Annotated in this window: 17 protein-coding genes; 9 read left to right on the top strand and 8 right to left on the bottom strand. The window is 46.7% G+C overall.

Translation table 11 applies throughout. The features are described from left to right. Positions 1-16 precede the first annotated feature (16 nt). Positions 17-2290: a ribonuclease R family protein gene (locus H6F63_RS16640; protein WP_190638675.1), complete on the bottom strand. Its 2274-nt coding sequence runs from the start codon at positions 2288-2290 to the stop codon at positions 17-19. 113 nt (positions 2291-2403) lie between these two features. On the opposite strand from H6F63_RS16640, the gene H6F63_RS16645 reads away from it, so the two are divergent. Continuing rightward, positions 2404-2565: a hypothetical protein gene (locus tag H6F63_RS16645; protein ID WP_190638676.1), complete on the top strand. Its 162-nt coding sequence runs from the start codon at positions 2404-2406 to the stop codon at positions 2563-2565. Positions 2566-3089: 524 nt separating this feature from the next. Next, the gene (locus tag H6F63_RS16650) at positions 3090-4079 is read left to right on the top strand and encodes a hypothetical protein (protein WP_190638677.1); all 990 of its coding nucleotides are present in this window, start codon (positions 3090-3092) and stop codon (positions 4077-4079) included. A gap of 185 nt (positions 4080-4264) precedes the next feature. Here H6F63_RS16650 and clpP read toward each other — a convergent pair whose 3' ends face one another. Then, positions 4265-4864, bottom strand: a complete 600-nt coding sequence (clpP, locus tag H6F63_RS16655) for an ATP-dependent Clp endopeptidase proteolytic subunit ClpP (protein ID WP_190638678.1) — start codon at positions 4862-4864, stop codon at positions 4265-4267. Positions 4865-5061: 197 nt separating this feature from the next. On the opposite strand from clpP, the gene ccsB reads away from it, so the two are divergent. From ccsB to H6F63_RS16670, 3 genes are all read left to right on the top strand, one after another. After that, entirely contained in the window at positions 5062-6135 is a 1074-nt protein-coding gene (ccsB, locus tag H6F63_RS16660; RefSeq protein ID WP_190638679.1) for a c-type cytochrome biogenesis protein CcsB, read from the top strand. Between the two features lie 146 nt (positions 6136-6281). Further along, positions 6282-7055 carry a KGK domain-containing protein gene (locus H6F63_RS16665; RefSeq protein ID WP_190638680.1) on the top strand — a complete coding sequence of 258 codons (774 nt, stop codon included), beginning with the start codon at positions 6282-6284 and terminating at the stop codon, positions 7053-7055. Positions 7056-7340: 285 nt separating this feature from the next. Further along, positions 7341-7700: a DUF6464 family protein gene (locus H6F63_RS16670; RefSeq protein WP_190425518.1), complete on the top strand. Its 360-nt coding sequence runs from the start codon at positions 7341-7343 to the stop codon at positions 7698-7700. Between the two features lie 26 nt (positions 7701-7726). On the opposite strand, the gene fmt is transcribed toward H6F63_RS16670, so the two are convergent. Next, positions 7727-8728: a methionyl-tRNA formyltransferase gene (gene fmt, locus H6F63_RS16675; protein WP_190638681.1), complete on the bottom strand. Its 1002-nt coding sequence runs from the start codon at positions 8726-8728 to the stop codon at positions 7727-7729. A gap of 395 nt (positions 8729-9123) precedes the next feature. Further along, positions 9124-9930: an OmpA family protein gene (locus H6F63_RS16680; protein WP_190638682.1), complete on the bottom strand. Its 807-nt coding sequence runs from the start codon at positions 9928-9930 to the stop codon at positions 9124-9126. Positions 9931-10199: 269 nt separating this feature from the next. Here H6F63_RS16680 and H6F63_RS16685 point away from each other — a divergent pair, with 269 nt between their 5' ends. Both H6F63_RS16685 and H6F63_RS16690 read left to right on the top strand, forming a co-directional pair. Beyond that, positions 10200-11087 (top strand): hypothetical protein, encoded by an 888-nt coding sequence (locus H6F63_RS16685; RefSeq protein WP_199298088.1) that lies wholly within the window; start codon positions 10200-10202, stop codon positions 11085-11087. Positions 11088-11423: 336 nt separating this feature from the next. Continuing rightward, a complete protein-coding gene (locus H6F63_RS16690; protein WP_199298089.1) occupies positions 11424-13097 on the top strand; it encodes a hypothetical protein in 1674 nt (557 codons plus the stop codon). 58 nt (positions 13098-13155) lie between these two features. Here H6F63_RS16690 and H6F63_RS16695 read toward each other — a convergent pair whose 3' ends face one another. Continuing rightward, a complete protein-coding gene (locus H6F63_RS16695; RefSeq protein WP_190638684.1) occupies positions 13156-13845 on the bottom strand; it encodes a TVP38/TMEM64 family protein in 690 nt (229 codons plus the stop codon). Positions 13846-13919: 74 nt separating this feature from the next. After that, positions 13920-14900, bottom strand: a complete 981-nt coding sequence (locus H6F63_RS16700) for a glycosyltransferase family 2 protein (protein ID WP_190638685.1) — start codon at positions 14898-14900, stop codon at positions 13920-13922. Positions 14901-15372: 472 nt separating this feature from the next. Between H6F63_RS16700 and H6F63_RS16705 the strand changes: the two genes are divergently transcribed. Together H6F63_RS16705 and H6F63_RS16710 are read left to right on the top strand one after the other, a co-directional pair. Beyond that, on the top strand, positions 15373-16587 hold the full coding sequence (locus H6F63_RS16705) for a glycosyltransferase (RefSeq protein WP_190638686.1): 1215 nt from the start codon (positions 15373-15375) through the stop codon (positions 16585-16587). Between the two features lie 51 nt (positions 16588-16638). Then, positions 16639-18426, top strand: a complete 1788-nt coding sequence (locus H6F63_RS16710; protein WP_190638687.1) for a glycosyltransferase — start codon at positions 16639-16641, stop codon at positions 18424-18426. A 105-nt stretch (positions 18427-18531) separates the two neighbouring features. Here the strand turns inward: H6F63_RS16710 and H6F63_RS16715 are convergent, their stop codons facing one another. Further along, entirely contained in the window at positions 18532-19140 is a 609-nt protein-coding gene (locus H6F63_RS16715) for a DUF3318 domain-containing protein (protein WP_190638688.1), read from the bottom strand. A gap of 57 nt (positions 19141-19197) precedes the next feature. Then, positions 19198-20880 carry a nucleoside transporter C-terminal domain-containing protein gene (locus H6F63_RS16720; protein WP_190638689.1) on the bottom strand — a complete coding sequence of 561 codons (1683 nt, stop codon included), beginning with the start codon at positions 20878-20880 and terminating at the stop codon, positions 19198-19200. Between the last annotated feature and the right edge of the window lie 85 nt (positions 20881-20965).

Consider the following 20965-nt stretch of genomic DNA (forward strand, 5'->3'; position numbering starts at 1 on the left):
AGCTATTAGCCATCAGCTATTCATCCATTTCACCCAACTCGCCGTTTTCTGCCTCTATATCTTCATTGCTGGCTTCGCTACCGCCGCCGACGATTACAAGGTCAATTTGTTGACGGTAGTAATCAACGCTTTTAACTTGGACTTCCACGCGATCGCCTAATCGATAAGAAACGCGGCTCTTACGTCCTACAAGGCAGGCGTGGCGGGAGCGGAACTCATACCAGTCATCTTTGAGCGAACTGACGTGTACCAGTCCCTCCACCAGCAAATCTTCGATTTCCACAAAGAAACCGTAAGATTGGACACCAGTAATTAACCCCTGGAAAACCTCCCCGGTGCGTTCCTTCATCAACTCAGCTTTTTTGAGTCCTTGGAGATCCGCTTGGGCATCTATAGTAAGCTTTTCTCGCTCGTTGAGATGCACAACCAAACCAGAAAGCTGCGCTTCCAACTCTTGCTGCGCGTCTGGTGGTAAGACATTCCAGTTGATATTACCGTGAGAGGAACTATGGCGGAGATTCACGCTATCTTTAGCACGGGTAGTACGGCGATCGCGTCCTTTCTCAAACATCTCCAGCAAGATCCGCGAAACCATTAAATCTGCGTAGCGCCGCAAAGGTGATAAACAGTGAGTGTAAGGAACATCCTCCTGTTCCCCCGCACCCAAAGCTAAACCAAAGTGAGAGCCACCACTCGTGCTGTAAGTACACGGTTTAAGCGTTGACTGCAACAGATATGTCAAAACGCGCTCCGACCCTGAAGTGGCGAACATCTGAGTAAAACGTTGATAATCCCGTGGTGTCACTACATCTTCCTGTTCCAGACGTAGATCCATCCTCAGATTGCTTGCCAACTTCATCAATTCTTGGACATCCTCTGCATCTGGGGGTGCTTGGACGCGATAAATTGCAGGTAGAAACAGCCCTTGTAGGTGAGAAGCTACTGCTTGATTGAACAGCAGCATCAACTCCATTACCAGAGAACCAACTCCCCCCGAAACTACGATTGCTCCGAGAGTTCCTTCATCGCTGTAGTGTAATTGAGTACCAGGCAGATTTAATTCAAATCCTCCCCTAGCAAATCGTTGCGCTTTCACTGCTGGACTCAGCTCAAAGAATAACTGACTGAGCATTTCCATCACTGGGGGGTCGGCATCCTGATGGCGCTCCAAAATCGCCTCAGCTTGTTGGTAACTAAGCTGCGCGTCCACCTGGATGACGCTGGGGTGAATCTCATACTCCACCAACTGCCCAGAAGCTGAATCTATGGTAAATATGACTGAGAGGGCTAACCGATCTTGACCAGGCACCAAAGAGCAGCGACTTGCGATCGCATCCGGTAGCATTTGCACCACCATATCGCCCAGATACACCGTCATTCCCCGCTTGCGGGCTTCCCGATCCAGCGGCTCGTCCGGCTGGACGTAGTGGGCAACATCAGTGACGTGAATGCCTAAGTGCCACTGTTTATCCTCTGTTTTCTCCAAGGTGATGGCATTTTCTTGGTTGTAACTACCATCAGGTGCAAAGGCGAGGGTCAACAGAGAGCGTAAATCTTTACGCTGCTTTAAATCCTTTTTCTCTAGCTTTTGTGGCAACGCTTCGGCTTGTGACAGCACATCTGCCGGAAAACTCTGAGGCAAATCGTGCTTACAACAGACAATATCGGTGTCAGCTGCTGCTTCCGCATTGCTGCCAAGGATGCGAGCGACTTTGCCTACTGGCGGTTTTGTCGCCAAGGGGTAGCGCAGGACTTCTACGTGTACCAGGTAATCAATAGCATCCGCCAGGTTCTCGGCTGAAACCAGGTCAAGTTCAAATAGTAGCCGATCGTCTAGGGGAACAGCGCGAAAACCGGTTTCGTTTTGCTTAACTCGTGCCAATACCGAGGGATTTGCACGTTCTAGAATTAGCCGCACTTCCCCTTCTGGACTTCGCTTGCGGTTTCCTTCTTTGGTAACTTTTACCAGTACGCGATCGCCATTCCAAGCTGTCGAAAGATGGCTCTCCCGCACATAAATATCCTCAGAACCCTCTACCTCCTGAATCGCAAAGCAAAAGCCCTTACTGGAACAGCGCAGTTTAGCTTCTACCACGTCTTCTTCATAGACGCGCCTATACTTACCACGCTCTTTGATTAGAATTCCGATTCTCTCCAAAGCATCCAGGGCGATCTGTAGTTGATTCAGACTCGCCTCATCCTGGCAACCCATTTTTTTTTCGAGTACCTTGGGAGCCACTAACTTGTCATCAGAAAAATTTGAAAGTAGTGTAGCGATTGAAAATTCCATGTACCTATGAGTTTGCCTCCGCCATAAAACAATTCTTTGTCCTTAGTTATTAGTCATTAGTGCTTAGTTTCTAGTCTTTAGTGCGCGCATTTCTTGTCCAAAGGCCATGACTAATGACTAATGACTCTTCGTCTTTGTGTTTTTACCCTGATGTGGCAGCTGCACATCCGTCGTGTTGTTGTTGCTGCCTTGCTGTTAAGTTTGTTGTGGCGCGTTTTTCACCTTACAGTAAACAAACAACCGTCATCTCTAGAGAGTGCGATGCGATCGCATAAGAAGAACTCAAGCAGAAGACTTTAGTCTTTCTCTAGACGTGCTTTGAAACACATTTAGACAGACTTTGAGCAACAGACGGCTTAGTTTCCTAGTCTTGTACCAGACGTGGATTTATCGCGTCTTTTAAGTCCGCACTTGGGCGCTTTTGGGGTACATCGCTCTCTTCACCATTCTGGAATCCCCCAAGCAGCTTGTGTAAAGCAGCTGTCCTGAATAATATCTCCGGTTCTAATCGGCGTTCAGAACCAACCAGTTTTTACGAGAGTCGGTGCTTGACGACGAGAACGACGAAAGCACTTTGACCCACTGCTTTTTTCCTCTGCTGCCAACCGCTGTGAAACGGACTCGGTGACGAAGCGAAGGTAGAGGGCAGTAGAGAATGGTTTTATACCTAGCGATGAACAGTCTCTAATTATTTTAGTTTCTTTAGGCACTAAAGAAAATCCGTTTTCTTAGCAGCGTACTATACTTAACAAAAGATGGGAGCCACAACATCCCACTAGGTTTAGGGGTGGGAATATTTATGTTTTCTCTATTCCGAGTTCGTTATCCCTTAGGTAGCCTGTCCACCGAGTTACTGACCATTCACGAAGGAAAGTATGTGGTTCGGGCAGTTGTTCAAGTCGAAGGTATTACCCTGGCGACAGGTTTGGCGGCGGCTCCAGAAGTTGAGCTGGCAGAAGATAAGGCAACAACTAGAGCGCTGAACCTGTTGGGAATGGCACCAGCAACAGCAACACAGTCTGCTGCACTTGAAGCGCCGATAGAAACCCCCAAACCCGAACCAGTCATTACGCAAGAGCGCGTGGTACAGCCGAACCCGATGGGAAGTCCCGCTGAAACACTCAGCGTTAATGACACCCCTGAACTTTCTGCCTCACAACGACCCCGTGCTGCTGTACCTTCTCCGGTAGCGTCACTCCCGACTTATGATGTCGTCCCGTTTGCAGATGATGAGTTTTCTCCGGCTCAAAGTGAGCTGTATGAGGAGGATGCCTTTGTCGAGACACCGGAAGAGGTTTCTGGAGGGTTGTTTGGCAGTCAGTTCAATTCTCCGGGGACAAAGCCTGGTTATCACTCCAGCAATAACGTCAACAGCGCCAGAAAAGTAGACGATTTAGGCGCTCCCACGACCGCCGATATGTCATGGGGTGGCACAACTCCGGCTGGCGAGGAAATTGACTTGCGGGATGCGATTGGCAAAATTACAATCAAGCTCAAGGAATTGCGCTGGAATAAAGATCAGGAACGCGATTATCTAGAGCGAAGTTTCGGCAAGCGCGATCGCAATCTACTAACAGAAAAAGAATGGCTGAAGTTCCTAGACTATCTAGAAACTCTATCCCAAACTACTCACGAAATTAAACGCTTAGGCTGGAATAAGGATCAAGGACGCCAAGGACGCGATTATTTGCAGCGTACCTACGGCAGACCAACTCGCGCCGAACTCAACGAGGAAGAATTGCTGGAATTCCTGCATTATCTTGAATCTCAGCCAACGCCTGAAAATTAAAAAGGCCCAATTGGACTCGGGATTAGCTTCCTATTGTGTCCCAAAGCAGGCTCCGAGTCTGCTTTGAGCATTTCTAGCTTCTGGCTAGAAACGAGATAGGGCTGGGCTAAAGTAAACCATAGTTCAAGGGGGAGCGAACGAACAGCGTAGCTCTTGTTCGCTCCCCCCTAACAGAAGTATGATTTTTAATTGCTGGCGCTCATCGCCGAGGGAGTGCGGTTAATCACCTGGTCAATCAGTCCGTACTGCTTTGATTCCTCAGCCGACATGAAGAAGTCCCGCTCCGTATCTTCCTCGATCCGCTCAATAGGCTGACCTGTATGTTGAGCCAAATACTCATTTAAGCGACGCTTGTGGTAAAGGATTTCCTTAGCTTGGATCTCGATATCCGTGGCTTGACCTTGAGCGCCGCCTAATGGCTGGTGGATCATAATCCGGGAATGGGGCAGACTCATCCGCTTGCCTTTGGCACCAGCGCTGAGGAGAAAAGCGCCCATACTGGCAGCTAAACCGACGCAAATGGTGCTGACATCGGGGCGAATTTGATTCATCGTGTCAAAAATGCCCATGCCTGCGGTGACAGAACCGCCGGGAGAGTTGATGTAGAGGTAAACATCTTTTTCCGGATCTTCGGCATCGAGAAACAGCAGCTGAGCCACGATTAAGTTGGCGAGGTCGGAGTCAACTTGTTGTCCCAAAAAGATGATGCGTTCGCGCAGCAGCCGGGAGTAGATATCAAAGGCGCGTTCGCCGCGACCTGATTGTTCGATTACGGTAGGAATCATTACGCCAAGCCTGTTATCGTGATTTTTCTTAATTTTAGCGATTAGAATGCTGAAATCTCCTGGGCGGGTTTCCGTATGCGTTGCGCGATCGCCTTAAAAAACACTGCCAACTCTAACCAGAGTCCCCAGAACCGATAGGATCAAAGTGGCGCTATGCCGACGCGATTGTTTTAAAACTGCACTTTCTAGTACACAACATGAACCTGGTTGCACTTCAGAATGGGTTGGATAATATCTCGTTTGCTGTCCTGTTTGTCACGATGCTGATTTACTGGGGAGGGGCAGCTTTTAATAACATTCCTTACCTACCAGTATTGGGAACATCGGGGATGGCGATCGCGAACCTCTGCATTGCTGCTTTACTGAGCGCCCGTTGGCTGGAAGCTGGCTACTTCCCCTTAAGCAATCTCTATGAATCCTTATTTTTTCTGGCTTGGGGGATTACCACAATTCATCTAATTGCGGAAAATATGAGCAAGAGCCGCTTAGTGGGCGTTGTCACTGCACCTGTGGCAATGGGCATCACCGCTTTTGCCGCCCTGACTTTGCCATCAAGTATGCAGTCGGCAGAACCGTTAGTTCCGGCGCTAAAATCTAATTGGCTAATGATGCACGTCAGCGTCATGATGCTCTCTTATGCAGCGCTGATGGTGGGTTCGCTGTTAGCGATCGCTTTCCTTGTCGTTAGTGGCGGGAAAAACATCGAACTTCGCGGCAGTTCCGTAGGAACTGGTGGATTTCGCAGTAAGGACGAAAGCGATCGCCCCTACCGTCTACAAAAAGTAAGCGATTTGGTACTTCAACCACAAGGGGAAGCTAGCAACTCATCTTCGGTCAACAGTGTTTTTGAAAGCAATGGCAGCGCCAAAACCGCCGTTCTCGATTTAGCCAACCCACAAACCTCTCAAAAAGAGGTAATTAATGACGCTTCCATCCTGTCGCCGCAGCGCCTGAATCTCGCCGAAACCCTAGATAACATCAGTTACCGCATCATCGGCTTAGGATTTCCCCTGCTGACAATTGGGATTATCGCTGGTGGTGTTTGGGCAAATGAAGCTTGGGGGTCATACTGGAGTTGGGACCCCAAAGAAACCTGGGCACTGATTACCTGGCTGGTATTTGCTGCCTACCTCCATGCCCGCATCACCAAAGGCTGGCAAGGGCGACGACCAGCAATTTTGGCAGCAACAGGATTTGTAGTAGTCTGGGTCTGCTATCTTGGGGTCAATCTGTTGGGCAAAGGACTCCACAGCTACGGTTGGTTCTTTTAAGCTTTTTGTTTGTTGGCGGAAAGAACGTTGGAAGGTTGGAAAGTTGTTAGAACCTGACAACGTTTCAAGTTGACAACTTGACAATTGGCTGACACCTGACAACTGACTAATCACACTTTGAAAAAATTAAGCCGGGGGAGATAGTTGTGGATAATCAATTCGACTCATTATCAAAAGGCGAAGTTCTCTCTGTTGATGATGCTGCCCAAATTTTAATTGGACACCGCACCTTCAGAGTCGGAGAATTCGCAGAAGCCATCAGAACCCAATTGGAATATGGGTTAGGTGGATGGACAGAAGAAAAAGATGGTTGGTTTAGCGAACAAGGCATCTCTTGTGAGGTGCTGAGATTTGGTTCTAACGGCTGGCAAAAAGGAAAAGTGAGATTTACTCTGGAATTTTCTCCTGAAGATTCAGATGCACCACAGCCACCAGCTAAGAGAGCGAGCCAGCCAGTACAAGTACAGGCACCGCCACCAGCAGCCATCGAAGAGGATGAGCTAGTCGCAGCACCGACAGCCTTTATTTATGAAGAAGAGGTCATCTTGGTAGAGGGGCCATTCGCTGAAGATGAGCTGGATTTATCAGGGACACCAGTTTTCGCTGAAGATGAGCTGGATTTGGCAGAGACACCAGTTTTCGATGAAAATGAGCTGGATATGACAATTTCACCAGTTTTCGATGAGAATGAACTGGATTTGTCAGGGACACCAGTTTTCGATGAAAATGAGCTGGATATGACAATTTCACCAGTTTTCGATGAGAATGAACTGGATTTGTCAGGGATGACAGGAATGCAGGACGATGAGCTGGACTTTCCAGAACTATCCCAAAACAATGAGCCGGAAGACAACGCAGCCGACTCGCTACTTGACGATGTGTGGCAAGACATGAACCAGGGTAATTGGCAAAATCAATAACATTATTTATAGCAATTCATAGGGATATGGTAATGCCATGTCCCTACCAAGGTGGCGATAACGTCAGAACCGCGATATATTCCACCCAATTGAGAAACGCTATAAGATGTGAAGCGATCGCATAAGCGAAAGTAGCCTTAGACTTCAGTCTGAGGCTACACAAATTCTTGAGAAGCGATCACGAAATTTATGTCTTGTCTATTCTCGTTCCCAACGAGGATAAAGCAGGCTATAAGCTGGCAGTGCGATACTTTGAACATATAGTTACCAACACATCTGTTGTTTATGGAGCCATACTCTTTACCCACAGAGCTGATTTTGACGCATCCACGTCAGTCTCTCGGCAACCTCGATCTAGATTGGACACCGCAACCGGGTAATTATCTAGATGTAGCAGGTAAAACTTACGCTGTTTTAGAACGTCGCCACCGCTACCAGTACAAGGCGGGACGCTATCGATTACATAAAATCGCGCTTTACGTGCAGTCAGCGCAACGTCCGACAGAGAAAAGCTTTGTTAAGGGACGCTGGGTAATTGGGGATGCCAGATGCCGCTTTAATGCTCACTCAGAACTAATTCGCTGTGCGGTTAATCCAGAGGGGCCATGCGATCGCTGTCGTTCATTTGAAAGTGCTGAGTGCTAAGTGGGAAAGAGTAAGCAGTTATTTACTCATAACTCAAAACTCTCCAAAACTTCCCCCACCGCTAAACGAGTGCCATTGGCAAAGTCCCAACCAGACTGAGCGCGTTTTCCTGATAGCTGCACTTCCCGCAGTAGCAACAGTCCATCCCCGGTTTGAACAATGGGCCCCATTCCCTTGACAATATTCACCACTTCACCGGGATGAACTGAAAGGGAAGATAAGGCTTGGCACTCCTGCTGTAACGCCTCTAATTCTGGCGGCAATGACCCATAAGCCGAGCTAAGGGGAGCAGTAGCGATGATTTTGAGAGGATTACCCCGAAATCTCGCCACACAGTCCGGGAAAAATCCTCTGATTTGGTTGTGTAATGCGATCGCTTCTTTCGACCAATCGATAGAATAATCCAGCTTTTTAATCAGCGGCGCATATGTCGCCTCAGAAGCATCTTGGGGGATTGGTTCAATTTCTTGATTCAGCTTCCGGAGAGTTTCCACTAACAAATCTGCTCCCACACCAGCCAGCCTTTCTTGCAAATCTTGGGCATTGTCCAAAAGCCCAATCGGAGTAGAAGCTTTCAAGAGCATAGCACCAGTATCCATCCCCGCATCCATCAGCATCGTCGTGATTCCGGTTTCTATCTCGCCATGATAGAGACACCACTCGATCGGGGCAGCACCCCGATACTTCGGTAAAATCGAGCCGTGTACGTTGATGCAACTTAATGAAGGCATATCCAGAATTTGTTGGGAGAGAATCTGCCCGTAAGCAACAACCACAAACACATCAGCCCCCGTCTCCTGTAGCTGGGTAAGAGTTTCCTCGTCTTTTTTTATCCGCTGGGGTTGCCAAACTCTTAGCTGATGTGATAAAGCTACACTTTTTACTGGTGAAGGCATCATTTGATTGCCGCGTCCCCGCCGCTTATCCGGTTGCGTGACAACCCCCAAAACCTCAAATTCTGGATTGCTTAATAGCCTTTCTAAAGTCGGTACAGCAAACTGTGGGGTGCCAAAAAATATTACTTTCATTTAATTGGGGATTGGGAATTGGGAATTGGGAATTGTTAAGTAACTATGTAGAATTTATTACACAACCTTGCCTTACTACATAAGGCTGTCAATAGGATTTGATGTGTAATTTATTTCGCCTATCTACTTGTAGCAATCCTAAATCATTCATGAAATCTTCCTTTTCTTCCTAAGCCCTAACGCGCTGGCTCCGCCAAGGCGGTTAATTAATCTTTATTACTCATTTATTATTGCTATAATTCCTTACTCAACAACTGACTAATGATATCAACTCCGTGGAACTGCCCATAATAAAAAAAACTCTAGAGAGAGTTTAGCGGAACCCAAAGTCGCCCATTTCCTAATAGAACAGAGGTTTACTTACAATAATAGATAATTGTCCAGACATAATATACCTAATGGTTAATAACTATTAATTCAATTCGGCGGTTGCGCTGTCGGTTGATATCGCTATCATTAATTACCAAGGGAAAAGTTTCGCCATAGCCAATAACAACCATACGGTATTGCTTACCCAAAGCGGTAGATAAATACTGTTCAACTGTTCTAGCGAGTAAAAAGGATTTTTCGGTATTATCTTTGGCTTCCCCAGCGTCATCAGTGTGGGCAGCAATATGAATTGTCGCATCTTGGTAATTACGCAAATCAGCGATCGCTGCGTCCAAAATCACGGGTGCCTCTGGGAGCAAAACCCTTTCATTATCTTTAAATAAACTATCGCTGGGCAGTGTTACTTTCACGGCATCCAATGACAATCCAGACACAGAGGTATTGGGGAGGCTTTTGCCTTGAATTTGCCCTTCGATGGCAGCTAATCGTGCTTCTAGGGGAACGTTGGCGCGATCGCTACCAAGTTGAGTTTCCAGGTTGCTAGTGCGATCGCGTATTCTCTGTAAATCAAGCTGCAACTGTTGTAACTCAGATTGTAGTTGTTGTCTTTGCTCTATGCTGAGCTGTGACGGTATCATCCTAACAGCACTTGATGGCTGCGGCTGTTTGAGGCGTAGCACTCTGACCACCAGAGGCACTTCTGCATTTAAGTCAGGAAATAACGTGGCGACAACAATACCAAAAAGTCCAGCCAAACCACCCCCAGCTAGGAGTAGCAGTAGTCGCCACCCTAAAGCCTGTATAAATCGACCCTTGCCCCTAGATTGGCGAGGGGAAGTATTAGCCTTAGCAAATGTTGCGTCTTCTGTCACCCGTTTTTCCCACTTTCCTCCACAACAGAGTAGCACTCGCTAATGTCAACGAGGTTATTCTTTTATGCTGATGTGTATCTTCTCCCTCTCCCTGTTTGTGCTGCATGACCCCTGAAGGGGGATTTAAGGTCAGATAATAAATTTTTTAAAATCTTTTGTCATTTATGCCGGGTTTTATGACATATACATATACGTATAGGGACGCTGCACTGTTCCTTAGGCGTTGCTCTTCACACAAGAAACGCTGTTTAGCAACAAACCCCTAATCGATGTTGAAACGCCTCTTCCGCTCAGTATGGTTTTGCCCTGAACCATACCTTCCTCTCTTAGCGGCTGCGCTGCTGATGGCTCCTAGCTCATTTGCCTTGGCTAGCACAGCTGCGTCTACAATCGCACGTCCCTCACCTATGCAATATCCTCAGTCGTCAAAGGAAGTTCGTGAAGCTGCCCCCGAAATGACTCCCCAAATAGCTCAACTTGGAGTGCAGATCGATCCCCTCGATAGTCCTCACCCCATCCCCTGGAATTGGGTATTGACAACCCATACGGAAGTCAGCACCAAGGCGGGTTCTGGTGTGCGCTACTATCGCAGTCCGTCCTTAGTTTCTCCGGATGGTCAGTACGCAGCCTACAGTCGGATTAAGATGGAGGTGCAGCCGGATTTATTCCGCTCCCGCGTTACGAGTGTGATGTTTTTGGAAAATTTGCGGACAGGGGACTTAAGGACGATTTCAGCATCTTCTCCCTTGGCTGACAATCCTTTTGTCAGTAACGAAGAAGCCGATATGCCAGGGATAATCGCCATTTTGATCCCCGTTTCTTGGTCTAAAGAAGGCGATCGCATCCTAGCACGGCAATTTGAAGGTCTGTTTAGCACCTCTGATGCCTCTGACTACGCCGTTGTGTGGGATCGTAAGCAAAATCGCACTACCACAATTGCGCCAAATAGGAATGATTACAGCAACGCTGTCTTGTTAGGTTGGAGTCGCACCAATCCCGACCAAGTTCTCTTTCGCGCTGGCGAATTGGGCGAGGAAAACTGGCCTTTATGGGCTGTTGATCTCGATGGTCAAACCTTAGCCGCCATCGAAGATCAACCTTTGGTGTTTGGTCAAACAATTACCCATTCCTGGGCAGGGCCGCAAGCTCATTACTAACGTTTGGAATTTTGAGTTTTGAATTAATATTAATTCAAAACTCAAAATTTTTATGTTTTTGCTTAGATATTTTTATAAATTATTTCTATTAACAAATTGCGGAAAACAAAACAACCCAAAAAGGTATTATTAATTATTCTTTTGCTTCTGAGTCTATTAATTGGGACTTCAGGAGGATATATTTATTATACCCTAAAAAGTAATTCTGCTAAAACTAATATATCTAATTATGAAATATACATCAAAAGTCCATTCAATCAACCAAATTATTATCCAGCAAATCAAAGGATTTCATCAATTTATCAACCCGTTAATTCGTGGACGGGAAGACTTATATTGCCATCAAAAGAGCAGCGACAAAAAGACGATTCGGTACTTTTTGAAGTGCAAAATGCTGATTCCACTCATCAAAATCTAATTGGAAAAATTGTCAATTTGAAGTGGAGTGGCGACCCAGAGGTGCAAGAATTTGTTAAAACTGTAACGCAAGATGTAAGTTTTAACCAGACAACTGAAAATAGTAAAAAATCAGGAAATTTGCATCCTGATAGATTGAACAATTGGCAAAGGGTTGGCCCTTTAGAGTCCCTAGCGGGGGCAAACCCTCAAGATAATATCATCGTGGAATTACAAAATCCTGTTGTTGTATCCAACCCCAACGGCGAACGCCCATCTTTGATTATTACTAAGGAACCCGTGCAAGTCGCGGGTCGAGTTTATGGTTTGGTTAGTATTATTAAAAGAGAAGAAAAGAACAAAGATAAATTTGTTGTCCGTCACTTTAATAAAACATCAAAACAATTCGATGGCATCCTAGAAACTATCCGCATCCCTCAAGTGCCACCTGACCGCAATGGGATTACCAGATCGACAAATCGCGTGCTGGAAAAATCTCCTTTTAATTCAACAGGTTGGTATATTTATGGTGCAAAAGATGCCGATGGTGTCTTTGTGACACAAGCAATTGAACCCCGCGCCCTGATGCGACTGCAAGCGGATGAAGTTTATGTAAATCAGAGGGCAATTGCCTATATTAATAAGATTTGGAAAGGTACGAAAAGGCAAAAGGGAACTGCAAAAATTATTTTACTAGAACCCAATAAGCAGCCAATTACTCCCCAATCTTTAATAGATACTCCTTGGCGCGAGGGAGATAAGGCGATTGTGATTCATACTTATGGGGGAATAGGTGGGAAAAAAGCTGAACCAGCACCTTTGGGTTTGGTTACGGGACACTTCGCTTATGGTATTGCCAAAGTAGTGCGCGATCGCATAACTTCAGAATTACGCTTCGACATCGAATATCAGCAAATTTATGCCCATAATCCTGATGGCATCGTTGCTGGGGCAATTAAATGGTCTAACTACATGGGAGATTTACAGCGGGGTTGGCTAGGGAATCGACCAGTTTCCGACATCATCGTTAAATTCGATGCTGTCACCCAGGATTATGATTTTGATGGCATCAAGCTGTCACCAATGGATGAATTTTTGCGGCAGCTAAACATCATGATGGCACGCTATCGAATTGGTGATGGTACTGGCGGATCGGTAGTGACACCAGCAACTTCTTGCGTACAAGATGCAAATCAGGCGCTTTTTGTGACAATTAAGCAGGTAGAGGAAGAAGTTAAATCTAATCCCCGCATTCAAGAATGGTTACGCCGTCATCCCCAAGACACCCAAACTCTGAGATTTAAGCAGCTAGTCAAATTGGGCCGCAACCTTGAAAAACAATTAGCACCCTTGGGAATTATCCGATCAGACTGGGAGAAAAACGCCGAAAATTTAGCAGGAACTCGGACAACAGACGACACCCTTACCACCATCTTCAAGGCGCTGACAACTTGGCGCACAATGTTACCGCGACGAGCGCATGATGAAATTGCTACTATATTGTTAAAAAATGGTGCCACATTGTGGGTAATTCGTACTAATCAGGTGGGAGGATTTAATCCAGATATTGCGCCTGTTGCCCCAACAGCAATTTTGGGTCATCGCACGAATTGAAAGAATTGTGGGTTATAAATTGCAAAGCCTTAAGTAAACCGTATTGATTCCTAACTCCTCACTCCTTAGTTTTCCCACGCTCTTTTTCTAATAAAGACTTGCGTGGATCGCTGCGGCGACGATAATACCATGTGGCACCCCCAACCAGGATCGCCGCTAACAGCAGCGCCCCGATCAGAGGCAAAAAATCACCCGTTCTCAACGCCCGCAAACCATAACTACCCAACATTACAAACGGCAGCACTCCCGGAACCGTTCCCAGAATTGTTCCCAGAAGGTAGTCCCGAAAGCGGACTGACGTTAAACCAGCGGCAAAATTGACTAAGCCGTAGGGAATAATTGGCTGTAGCCGAACGGCAAACATATAGAACAATCCCCCCTGAATCATCTCCGCATCGATGGCAGCTAAGCGCCCAGCCAGCTTTCGGGCAACAAATTCGCGTCCGACCGTGCGCGTAAAGGCAAAAGCCACTACAGCGGCAATCACAGCGGCAATAGTCGTCCAAAGCGTCCCCAGCCAAGGGCCAAAAATTGCGCCACTGGTGAGATTGAGTGCTGTTGAAGGCAATATTAACAGCGTTGCCACGGTATACAGGGCGATATAAATAATTGGTGCCCAGATGCCAGCTTTATTCAGGCTTGCCTGAAGTTGCGCGGGATCGATGCCTCCCAGCAGATATACTGCGATCGCAGTCACAATAATGCAGACGAACGTAAGTAGGAAAATGCCGCTTTTAAAATTCAACATTTAGGGATTGAGGATTGGGGATTGGGCAAAACTTAGAAATTAGGATTTATTAATTCACAACTCTTACCTCTTAGCTATTCCCTATTACCAATTCCCTCTTCCCTATTATTTTTAAAGCCATAAGCGTCTCGCACTAAATAAAGCGGTCGTCCTTTGACTTCTTCGTAGACACGACTAAGATACTCGCCAATGATACCCAGCGTTACTAGCTGAATGCCTCCCAGAAACAGAATCGCTACCATTATGGAGGCATAACCAGGAAGATCGACCCCATAGCGTAAAGTCCGATAAATTAAAAAAGTGGCGTAGAGAAATGAAATTAGGGAGATGGTAACGCCTACGTAACTCCAAACTTTCAAGGGGAGAAAGCTAAAAGAGGTAATGCCATCAATGGCAAAGTTCCACAAACGCCAATAGTTCCAGGTAGTGGTTCCTTTGTAACGTTGGGGACGGTCAAAAAGTACGGATGTTTGCTTAAAACCTACCCAGGCAAATAATCCTTTCATAAACCGGGTGCGTTCTGGCATTTGCTTGATGGCTTCAACCACACGCCGATCTAGCAAGCGAAAGTCTCCGGTATTACGGGGGATGGGAACGCGACTCATTTTGCCAATTATTTTGTAGAAAGCGTTGGCTGTCGTTTGCTTTAGCCAGCTTTCTTCTCCACGCGATCGCCTGGTCGCATAAACTACATCATAGCCTTCGCGCCATTTTTCCACGAGTTCTTTAATTAACTCTGGCGGATCTTGCAGGTCGGCATCAATCGGCACCACGGCGGCACCAGTAGCATAGTCGAGTCCGGCGCTGAGGGCAACTTCTTTGCCGAAGTTGCGGGACAAGTTGACTACTTTAATAACTGGATTACGATGATGATGTTCAATTAAACACTTCAGGGTATTATCCTTACTGCCATCATTGACGCAAACTATCTCATAGCTAGTGTCCAAGGTTTCCAGCACAGATAGCAGTCGTTCAAACAAATAGTCAATATTTAGCTCCTCGTTGTAAACAGGAACTATTACAGAGAGTTCTACAGAGTTTATATCTGAGGACATATAAAAAAACACGACAAGTTAAGATATGTTAAGTTTCATCTAGCTGAGCTAAATAACCTAAATTCTCCTTTTTCCAGTAGGATGCTCGCGCTAGGGTTTATATACCCCTGCGGCGCTGGCCGCTGTTCGATGTGGCTTTAAGGAGCGCGATCGCGATCAAGCGTGTAGTTAGGCATCCTATAATCTGGAAGGCTGAAAATTCGGGTATGCCGAAGTTTTATCGCCAATCCTGTCCACCAGACAACGGGGAAATTACCAAAATCCAGACGCTGTTAACTTTGCTCTACGCGAATATACGGCCTTGTGGAGCTTAGAGCCAAATGTTAATTTCTGTCTCGGCTTAAAAAAACAAAAAATTATTTACCTTGGCGACACGACTTACCTGAATAAAGATTATCATTTTGCTTTAAGCTGGCTTGGAATCTCATGAATCGAGTTCGCTCCTCCCACACACTCGATTTGGTGGAGTTTCATGGCGAATTGGTCTGTTACACAACCTCACTTCCTTTTGCCCGTCCCCTTGGGTGCATTGCAAATTCCTGAAGCCCAAACAGCTTCTAAGAATACAAGCACTAGCCTGATTCGTTTATCTCTAGTGATTCCTACTTATAACGAAGGTGAAAACATTGAGTACATAATTCAGTTATTGAGTCTGCTGCTAGATGCAGTTCTCCCTAATGCCTACGAATTGATCGTCGTCGATGATGATAGCCCAGACCTTACCTGGAAAGTTGCCCTGTCACTCGTCAGCAAATATCCCCAACTACGGGTGATGCGGCGAGTCGAGGAACGGGGACTTTCTACTGCCGTGATTCGCGGTTGGCAGGTAGCGAGGGGAGAAGTGTTAGGCGTGATTGATGGCGATCTCCAGCATCCTCCAGAGTTGTTATTGCAGCTGTGGAGCAAAATGCAGCGCGGAGCAGATTTGGCAGTTGCCAGTCGTCATGTGGAAAACGGCGGCGTAAGCGATTGGAGTATTGTGCGGCGGTTTTTGTCCCGTGGGGCGCAGTTAATTGGGTTAATGGTGCTGCCTGGGGTAGTTGGTCGCGTTTCTGACCCGATGAGTGGATACTTTTTAGTGCGCCGCGACTGTCTTGCTGGCAAAATGCTCAATCCGCTAGGTTACAAGATTTTGATTGAGGTGCTGGGCCGAGGAAATATCAGTTGGATTGCCGAGGTAGGCTACGTGTTTCAAGAGCGGCAGGAGGGGATGAGCAAGGTAACTTGGAAACAATACGTGGAGTATTTGCGACATCTGCTGAAGTTACGTCTTTCCCTGTGGCCTGTGGGTCGGTTTATTCGCTTTGGTGCGGTGGGTTTAAGCGGGGTGTTTGTCCATATGGCAGTGTTTTATCTGTTGCGTAGCGAGTTGGAATGGGGATTGACTCGCAGTGCAGTGATTGCTGCTGAAGTGGCAATTATCAATAATTTCTTGTGGAATGACCGCTGGACGTTTGGGGATATCAGCAGTCAGCAAAAGGGCTGGAGCAAGCGCTTTAAAAGGTTGTTGAAATTTAATATTATCTGTTTGGCAGGGCTGGTGTTGAATGTGACAATTCTAAATTTGCTGTTTAATTTGTTGGGAATCAACGAATATATAGCGAATCTGATTGCGATCGCTACTGTCACATTCTGGAATTTCTGGATTAACCTCAAACTTAGCTGGCGGGTGACGGAAGTCAGGTAGTTACGAGTTAGGAGTTGGGAGTTAGGAATTAAGAATTAGGAAATATAAATTATGAGTTCTAACTCAAAACTCAAAATTCAAAACTCAAAATTCCCAATCCTGCTGCTACTGGTGTGGATAGGAATTGGAACTGGCTTGCGCTTGATGAATCTGGCTCTTAAGTCGCCTTGGACTGATGAGTTTTCTACGCTCACTTTTAGTCTGGGCAATAGTTTTACGGGCGTTCCTCTAGATCAAGCGATCGCTCTCGATACTCTTCTGCAACCGCTTATACCTAGCCCAGCAGCAGGTATAGGTGATGTAATTCATCACTTACTTACGGAAAGTAACCATCCGCCACTCTACTTTGTCTTAACTCACCTGTGGCTGCAACTGTTTCCTCCTGCCGTCAACGGAGGGATGCAAGGATTGGTTTCTTTGTGGGGGGCGCGATCGCTGGCTGCGCTTCTGGGTGTAGCCTGCATTCCCGCTGTCTACGCACTGGCACGGTTTGCTTTTCGCTCCCAGTTAGTCGGGCAAATGGCGGCGGCAATGATGGCGGTTTCTCCCTACGGCATCTTCCTAGCGCAGGAAGCTCGTCATTACACTCTGGCAATGTTATGGGTCATTGCTTCTTTGGGGTGTTTGGTGGTCGCTGTAAGGCACATTCAGCGTCAGAAACCGCTGCCAATCTGGTTGGTGCTGGTTTGGGTAGGGGTGAATACTTTAGGTATTGCTAGTCATTATTTCTTCGCACTTACTTTGTGTGCGGAAGCTGTGGCGTTAATTGCCATAGTTTGGGGAGGAATGAACCGCATTAGCGTTAGCGAAGCCATGCGCGATAGCGCTTTAGGCGCGAAGAACGCAAAGGAAAGAGAGGAAGAAACAGATGCAGTTGAGAATGTGAAACAAGCTTCCCTTGAGAAAGGGGATCTGTTTACTCCTCGGTTTCTACTTCCATTGGTTGCGCTTGCTGCGGGTACGCTGGCGGGGGGATTAGTTTGGGTGCCAGTATTTTTGCAGAACAGTTATGGAGGTAAGCTTACTGAATGGATTCAAGGCGATCGCGTCGGTCTTGCTTGGCTGAGTCCCGTGTTTCAGGCGATCGCCGCTTGGATAACTATGATATCTCTGCTACCAGTGGAGGCAAGTCAGTTACCTTTAGTAATTGCTTCTGTGGTGGTGATGGTGATTTTCTTTTTCTGGGCGCTACCGATACTATATCGCGGTCTAAAAGTCCAGCGGCAGCGCCATCAAAATACTTGGTTATTTGAGGTTTTCGTCTGGAGTGCGATCGCGTTGTTTTTCGTCTTTACCTATTTTCTCGGTATCGATCTCACGCGGGGCGCACGGTATAACTTTGTCTATTTTCCGGCTGTAATAGTGGTAGTAGGAGCCAGTCTTGCCGCTTGTTGGGAAGATAAAGGAAAAACAGCCGTTGTCCTAGTTTGGCTGATCGGACTTTTAAGCGGAATAACAGTAGTCAGTAATTTAGGCTATCAAAAATATTATCGTCCCGACCTTTTAGCGCCAATAATTCAACATAATTCTCAAGCGCCCGTGCTAATTGCCACCACCCGCAAAACCCACGTACAAAATGGAGAAATGATGGGAATAGCTTGGGAATTTAAACGTCAAGGTTTGCCACAAAATCCCCAATTTCTCCTAGCCCATCAAGACAAAAATCCCAAAACCTCAACAATTGCCTTGCAAAAAATTTTAGCTACTTTGCCACGACCCCTAGATTTGTGGCTAGTAAATTTCCACGCACCAATAGAATTAAACGGATGCGTTCAAAACCCTTTATCTTCTCCCGCAGTCGATGGCTACGACTACAAACTGTATCGCTGCGAAAAATAAGAAGAGTGTTGGGTTTCGTTACTAACTTCTTCCTTCGCGCTCTTTGCGTTTAAAGCGCTATCGCGCATGGCTTCGCTATCGCTAACGCAGTTCATTTCTTAATCCTTATTCCTGCTTAATAGACTCAGGAACACCAACCGCTGATAAACCAGCGATCGCTCGCAAATTCTGACAACGAATTAACTCGGTAAAATTCAAACTAAGACGACCTTCGATGTTAGCCACAGCTTCAATAGCAGACAACATCTGTCGAGCAGCTTCAGCTTCAGAATAACCGCGCCTAATCGCCACCTTAATTGCCGCTTCATCCGCATCCAGTTGCGACTGAGAACTGCGAGAATTGCGGAAAATTTGGGAAAGTGCGATCGCGCTCATTCCTCCAGCCACCACCACACCCACAGCATCCCCCTGCACAAGTTCCACCATCGCCCCTAAAACCCCAGCCAGCGTAACACCTTGATAAACGTCTGGCTTGAACCACTTAATGCTTATTAACCAGGAAACAGTCCGTAAAATTAGCAAATCTCTCTGTGGCTGAGACAAGCGCCGCCACAAATCGAAATTGATGTAAATTGTTCGATCCTGCGTCCAAGGTTGGGGAAAGGGGCTATCAATCACCTGCGGTTGCTGCGGTTTGCTGACAATTTTCGTCAACATCCGACCAGATGCAGGCATCACATCTAACAAGCGGCGAATTTCAGGCTCTGGATTCATCTTTTAGGAGCTAGTGAGAAACTAAAGTAGGCACTGCCCACCCTACTCAAAACTAATCTAATTTTGGGGTACAGGAGATGGAACTGGCGACGCAGTAGGTTTCGGTTGCGATCGCTGCTGATTTGGAGTATTGGCTTTGGGCGCAGCACCCGTAGGTTTAGGCGTTACTTGGGTCGCTGGCTTAGGAGCATTAGGAGCAGCACCAGTAGTAGGGCGGGGCTTTGCCGCTGGGGGCTTGGTGGCGGGTGATGCCGTCGGTACGGGTGCGACTTTGGGGCTGACTGCTGGTGCTACTAACGGGACGGGAGAAACCGTGACACTAGGCGAAGGCGAAACCGCGGGGGTGACAGGAGCGATTTGGGTGGGGGAAGTTTTGTCACCGAGAATGCTGGGATCTCCGGTGTCAAACACACCAGCCAGACAAGCAATCATCATCGTTGCCAAGGTGCCGATAAACAAAGCTTTCCAACCGAGTTCGGAAATATCTTTGCGCCGCGAGGGAATCAAGGCAATTGTGCCGCCTACAAAAATTCCCACAGATGCTAAATGAGCAAATCCCGAAAGAGCGTAACTGACGATTAAGACAGTGCGATCGCTTATTGTTCCCGCCGCAGCTGCTTCTGCCAATGCTTGATAAGGAGGAATTGCAGTTTCTAATAGTCTGCGCCCAATAATTACCGAAGCCGTCCAAGATTCACTAAACGGAACACCTGTCAAGATAGTTAGGGGATAAAACAAGAAGCCTTGAATATTTGCCAAAGTGACAACTTTAAATACATCACCCACTGGGCCTGGTAATGCTCCTAACCACCCAAAGAATTGATTAACTAAAGAAACCAAACCCAAGATTAGAATTAGCACAGCGGCAATGGATACTGCCATTTTCACCCCATCTAAAGCTCCCACAATTGCGGCATCTAGTGGGCTGATTCGTTCGATGGGTTCTCCCGCTACGGTTTCCTGTTTAAACTCCTCTTCATCTCCAAACGCCTCAAGCTCTCTAGCGCTTTTCTCGGTAGGAATGCCACCAAGAGTTAGAGGATTTTCTGTTTCTGGGACTAAAATTTTCGATAAAACAAAACAGGCGGGAATCGCGATAATCGATGCTGATACTAAGTGTCCCAGAATGTTCGGAAAAACAGGCCTTAAGAAACTAACGTAAATTGCCAAGGTCGATGAAGCAGCAGTTCCGAAACAACAGGACAGAATGGCGCATAGTTCTGAGCGAGTCATTTTTGCCAAAAATGGCTTGACAACAATAGCCGCTTCAATACCTACAAAAATATTAGCGGCACCGCTGAGGGCTTCGGCTCCACTCAAGCGCATTGTCCAATAGAATAATTTGGCAAAAATGTTTGTAATTACTTGGATGACACCAATGTTGTAAAGTAGCGCCATCAGTCCGGAGAAAAAGATTACTGTGGGTAAGGCGCGAAAGGCAAAAATATATCCCAGATTGATTGGTGGATCTTGACCGGGAACTGGGACAATATTTCTGCCAAAAACAAATCTTGCGCCAGCGTCAGCAGCAAGAAAAACGCCATCAAGTAAGCTAGTAAACCACTCCAGCGCTGTGCGAGTTGGTGGAAACTGAAACACTAAAAATGCTAAAACTAATTGCAAGCCGATGCCCCAGATGATGACGCGCCAGGGTATAACCCGTTTGTGTTCTGAAAACAACCACGCGATCGCGCACAATCCAAATATGCCCAGAAACGAGATAATGTTGAGATAAGACATGGGCGAGAGTCCTTACTTTTATACAAAGTGCTTCCCATTCCGCCTTTTGTTAAAATTTTGGCGTTTTTCGACTTTATTCCCGCCT

This window comes from Trichocoleus sp. FACHB-40 (genome assembly GCF_014695915.1).
Taxonomy (GTDB): Bacteria; Cyanobacteriota; Cyanobacteriia; order Cyanobacteriales; family FACHB-T130; genus Funiculus; species Funiculus sociatus.

Coding starts and splice junctions, on each gene's coding strand:
- clpP (WP_190638678.1), bottom strand. CDS start 4,864: ATGATTCCTACCGTAATCGAACAATCAGGTCGCGGCGAACGCGCCTTT.
- H6F63_RS16700 (WP_190638685.1), bottom strand. CDS start 14,900: ATGTCCTCAGATATAAACTCTGTAGAACTCTCTGTAATAGTTCCTGTT.
- fmt (WP_190638681.1), bottom strand. CDS start 8,728: ATGAAAGTAATATTTTTTGGCACCCCACAGTTTGCTGTACCGACTTTA.
- H6F63_RS16650 (WP_190638677.1), top strand. CDS start 3,090: ATGTTTTCTCTATTCCGAGTTCGTTATCCCTTAGGTAGCCTGTCCACC.
- H6F63_RS16685 (WP_199298088.1), top strand. CDS start 10,200: ATGTTGAAACGCCTCTTCCGCTCAGTATGGTTTTGCCCTGAACCATAC.
- H6F63_RS16670 (WP_190425518.1), top strand. CDS start 7,341: ATGGAGCCATACTCTTTACCCACAGAGCTGATTTTGACGCATCCACGT.
- H6F63_RS16645 (WP_190638676.1), top strand. CDS start 2,404: ATGACTAATGACTCTTCGTCTTTGTGTTTTTACCCTGATGTGGCAGCT.
- H6F63_RS16710 (WP_190638687.1), top strand. CDS start 16,639: ATGAGTTCTAACTCAAAACTCAAAATTCAAAACTCAAAATTCCCAATC.
- H6F63_RS16705 (WP_190638686.1), top strand. CDS start 15,373: ATGGCGAATTGGTCTGTTACACAACCTCACTTCCTTTTGCCCGTCCCC.
- H6F63_RS16720 (WP_190638689.1), bottom strand. CDS start 20,880: ATGTCTTATCTCAACATTATCTCGTTTCTGGGCATATTTGGATTGTGC.
- H6F63_RS16715 (WP_190638688.1), bottom strand. CDS start 19,140: ATGAATCCAGAGCCTGAAATTCGCCGCTTGTTAGATGTGATGCCTGCA.
- H6F63_RS16695 (WP_190638684.1), bottom strand. CDS start 13,845: ATGTTGAATTTTAAAAGCGGCATTTTCCTACTTACGTTCGTCTGCATT.
- ccsB (WP_190638679.1), top strand. CDS start 5,062: ATGAACCTGGTTGCACTTCAGAATGGGTTGGATAATATCTCGTTTGCT.
- H6F63_RS16640 (WP_190638675.1), bottom strand. CDS start 2,290: ATGGAATTTTCAATCGCTACACTACTTTCAAATTTTTCTGATGACAAG.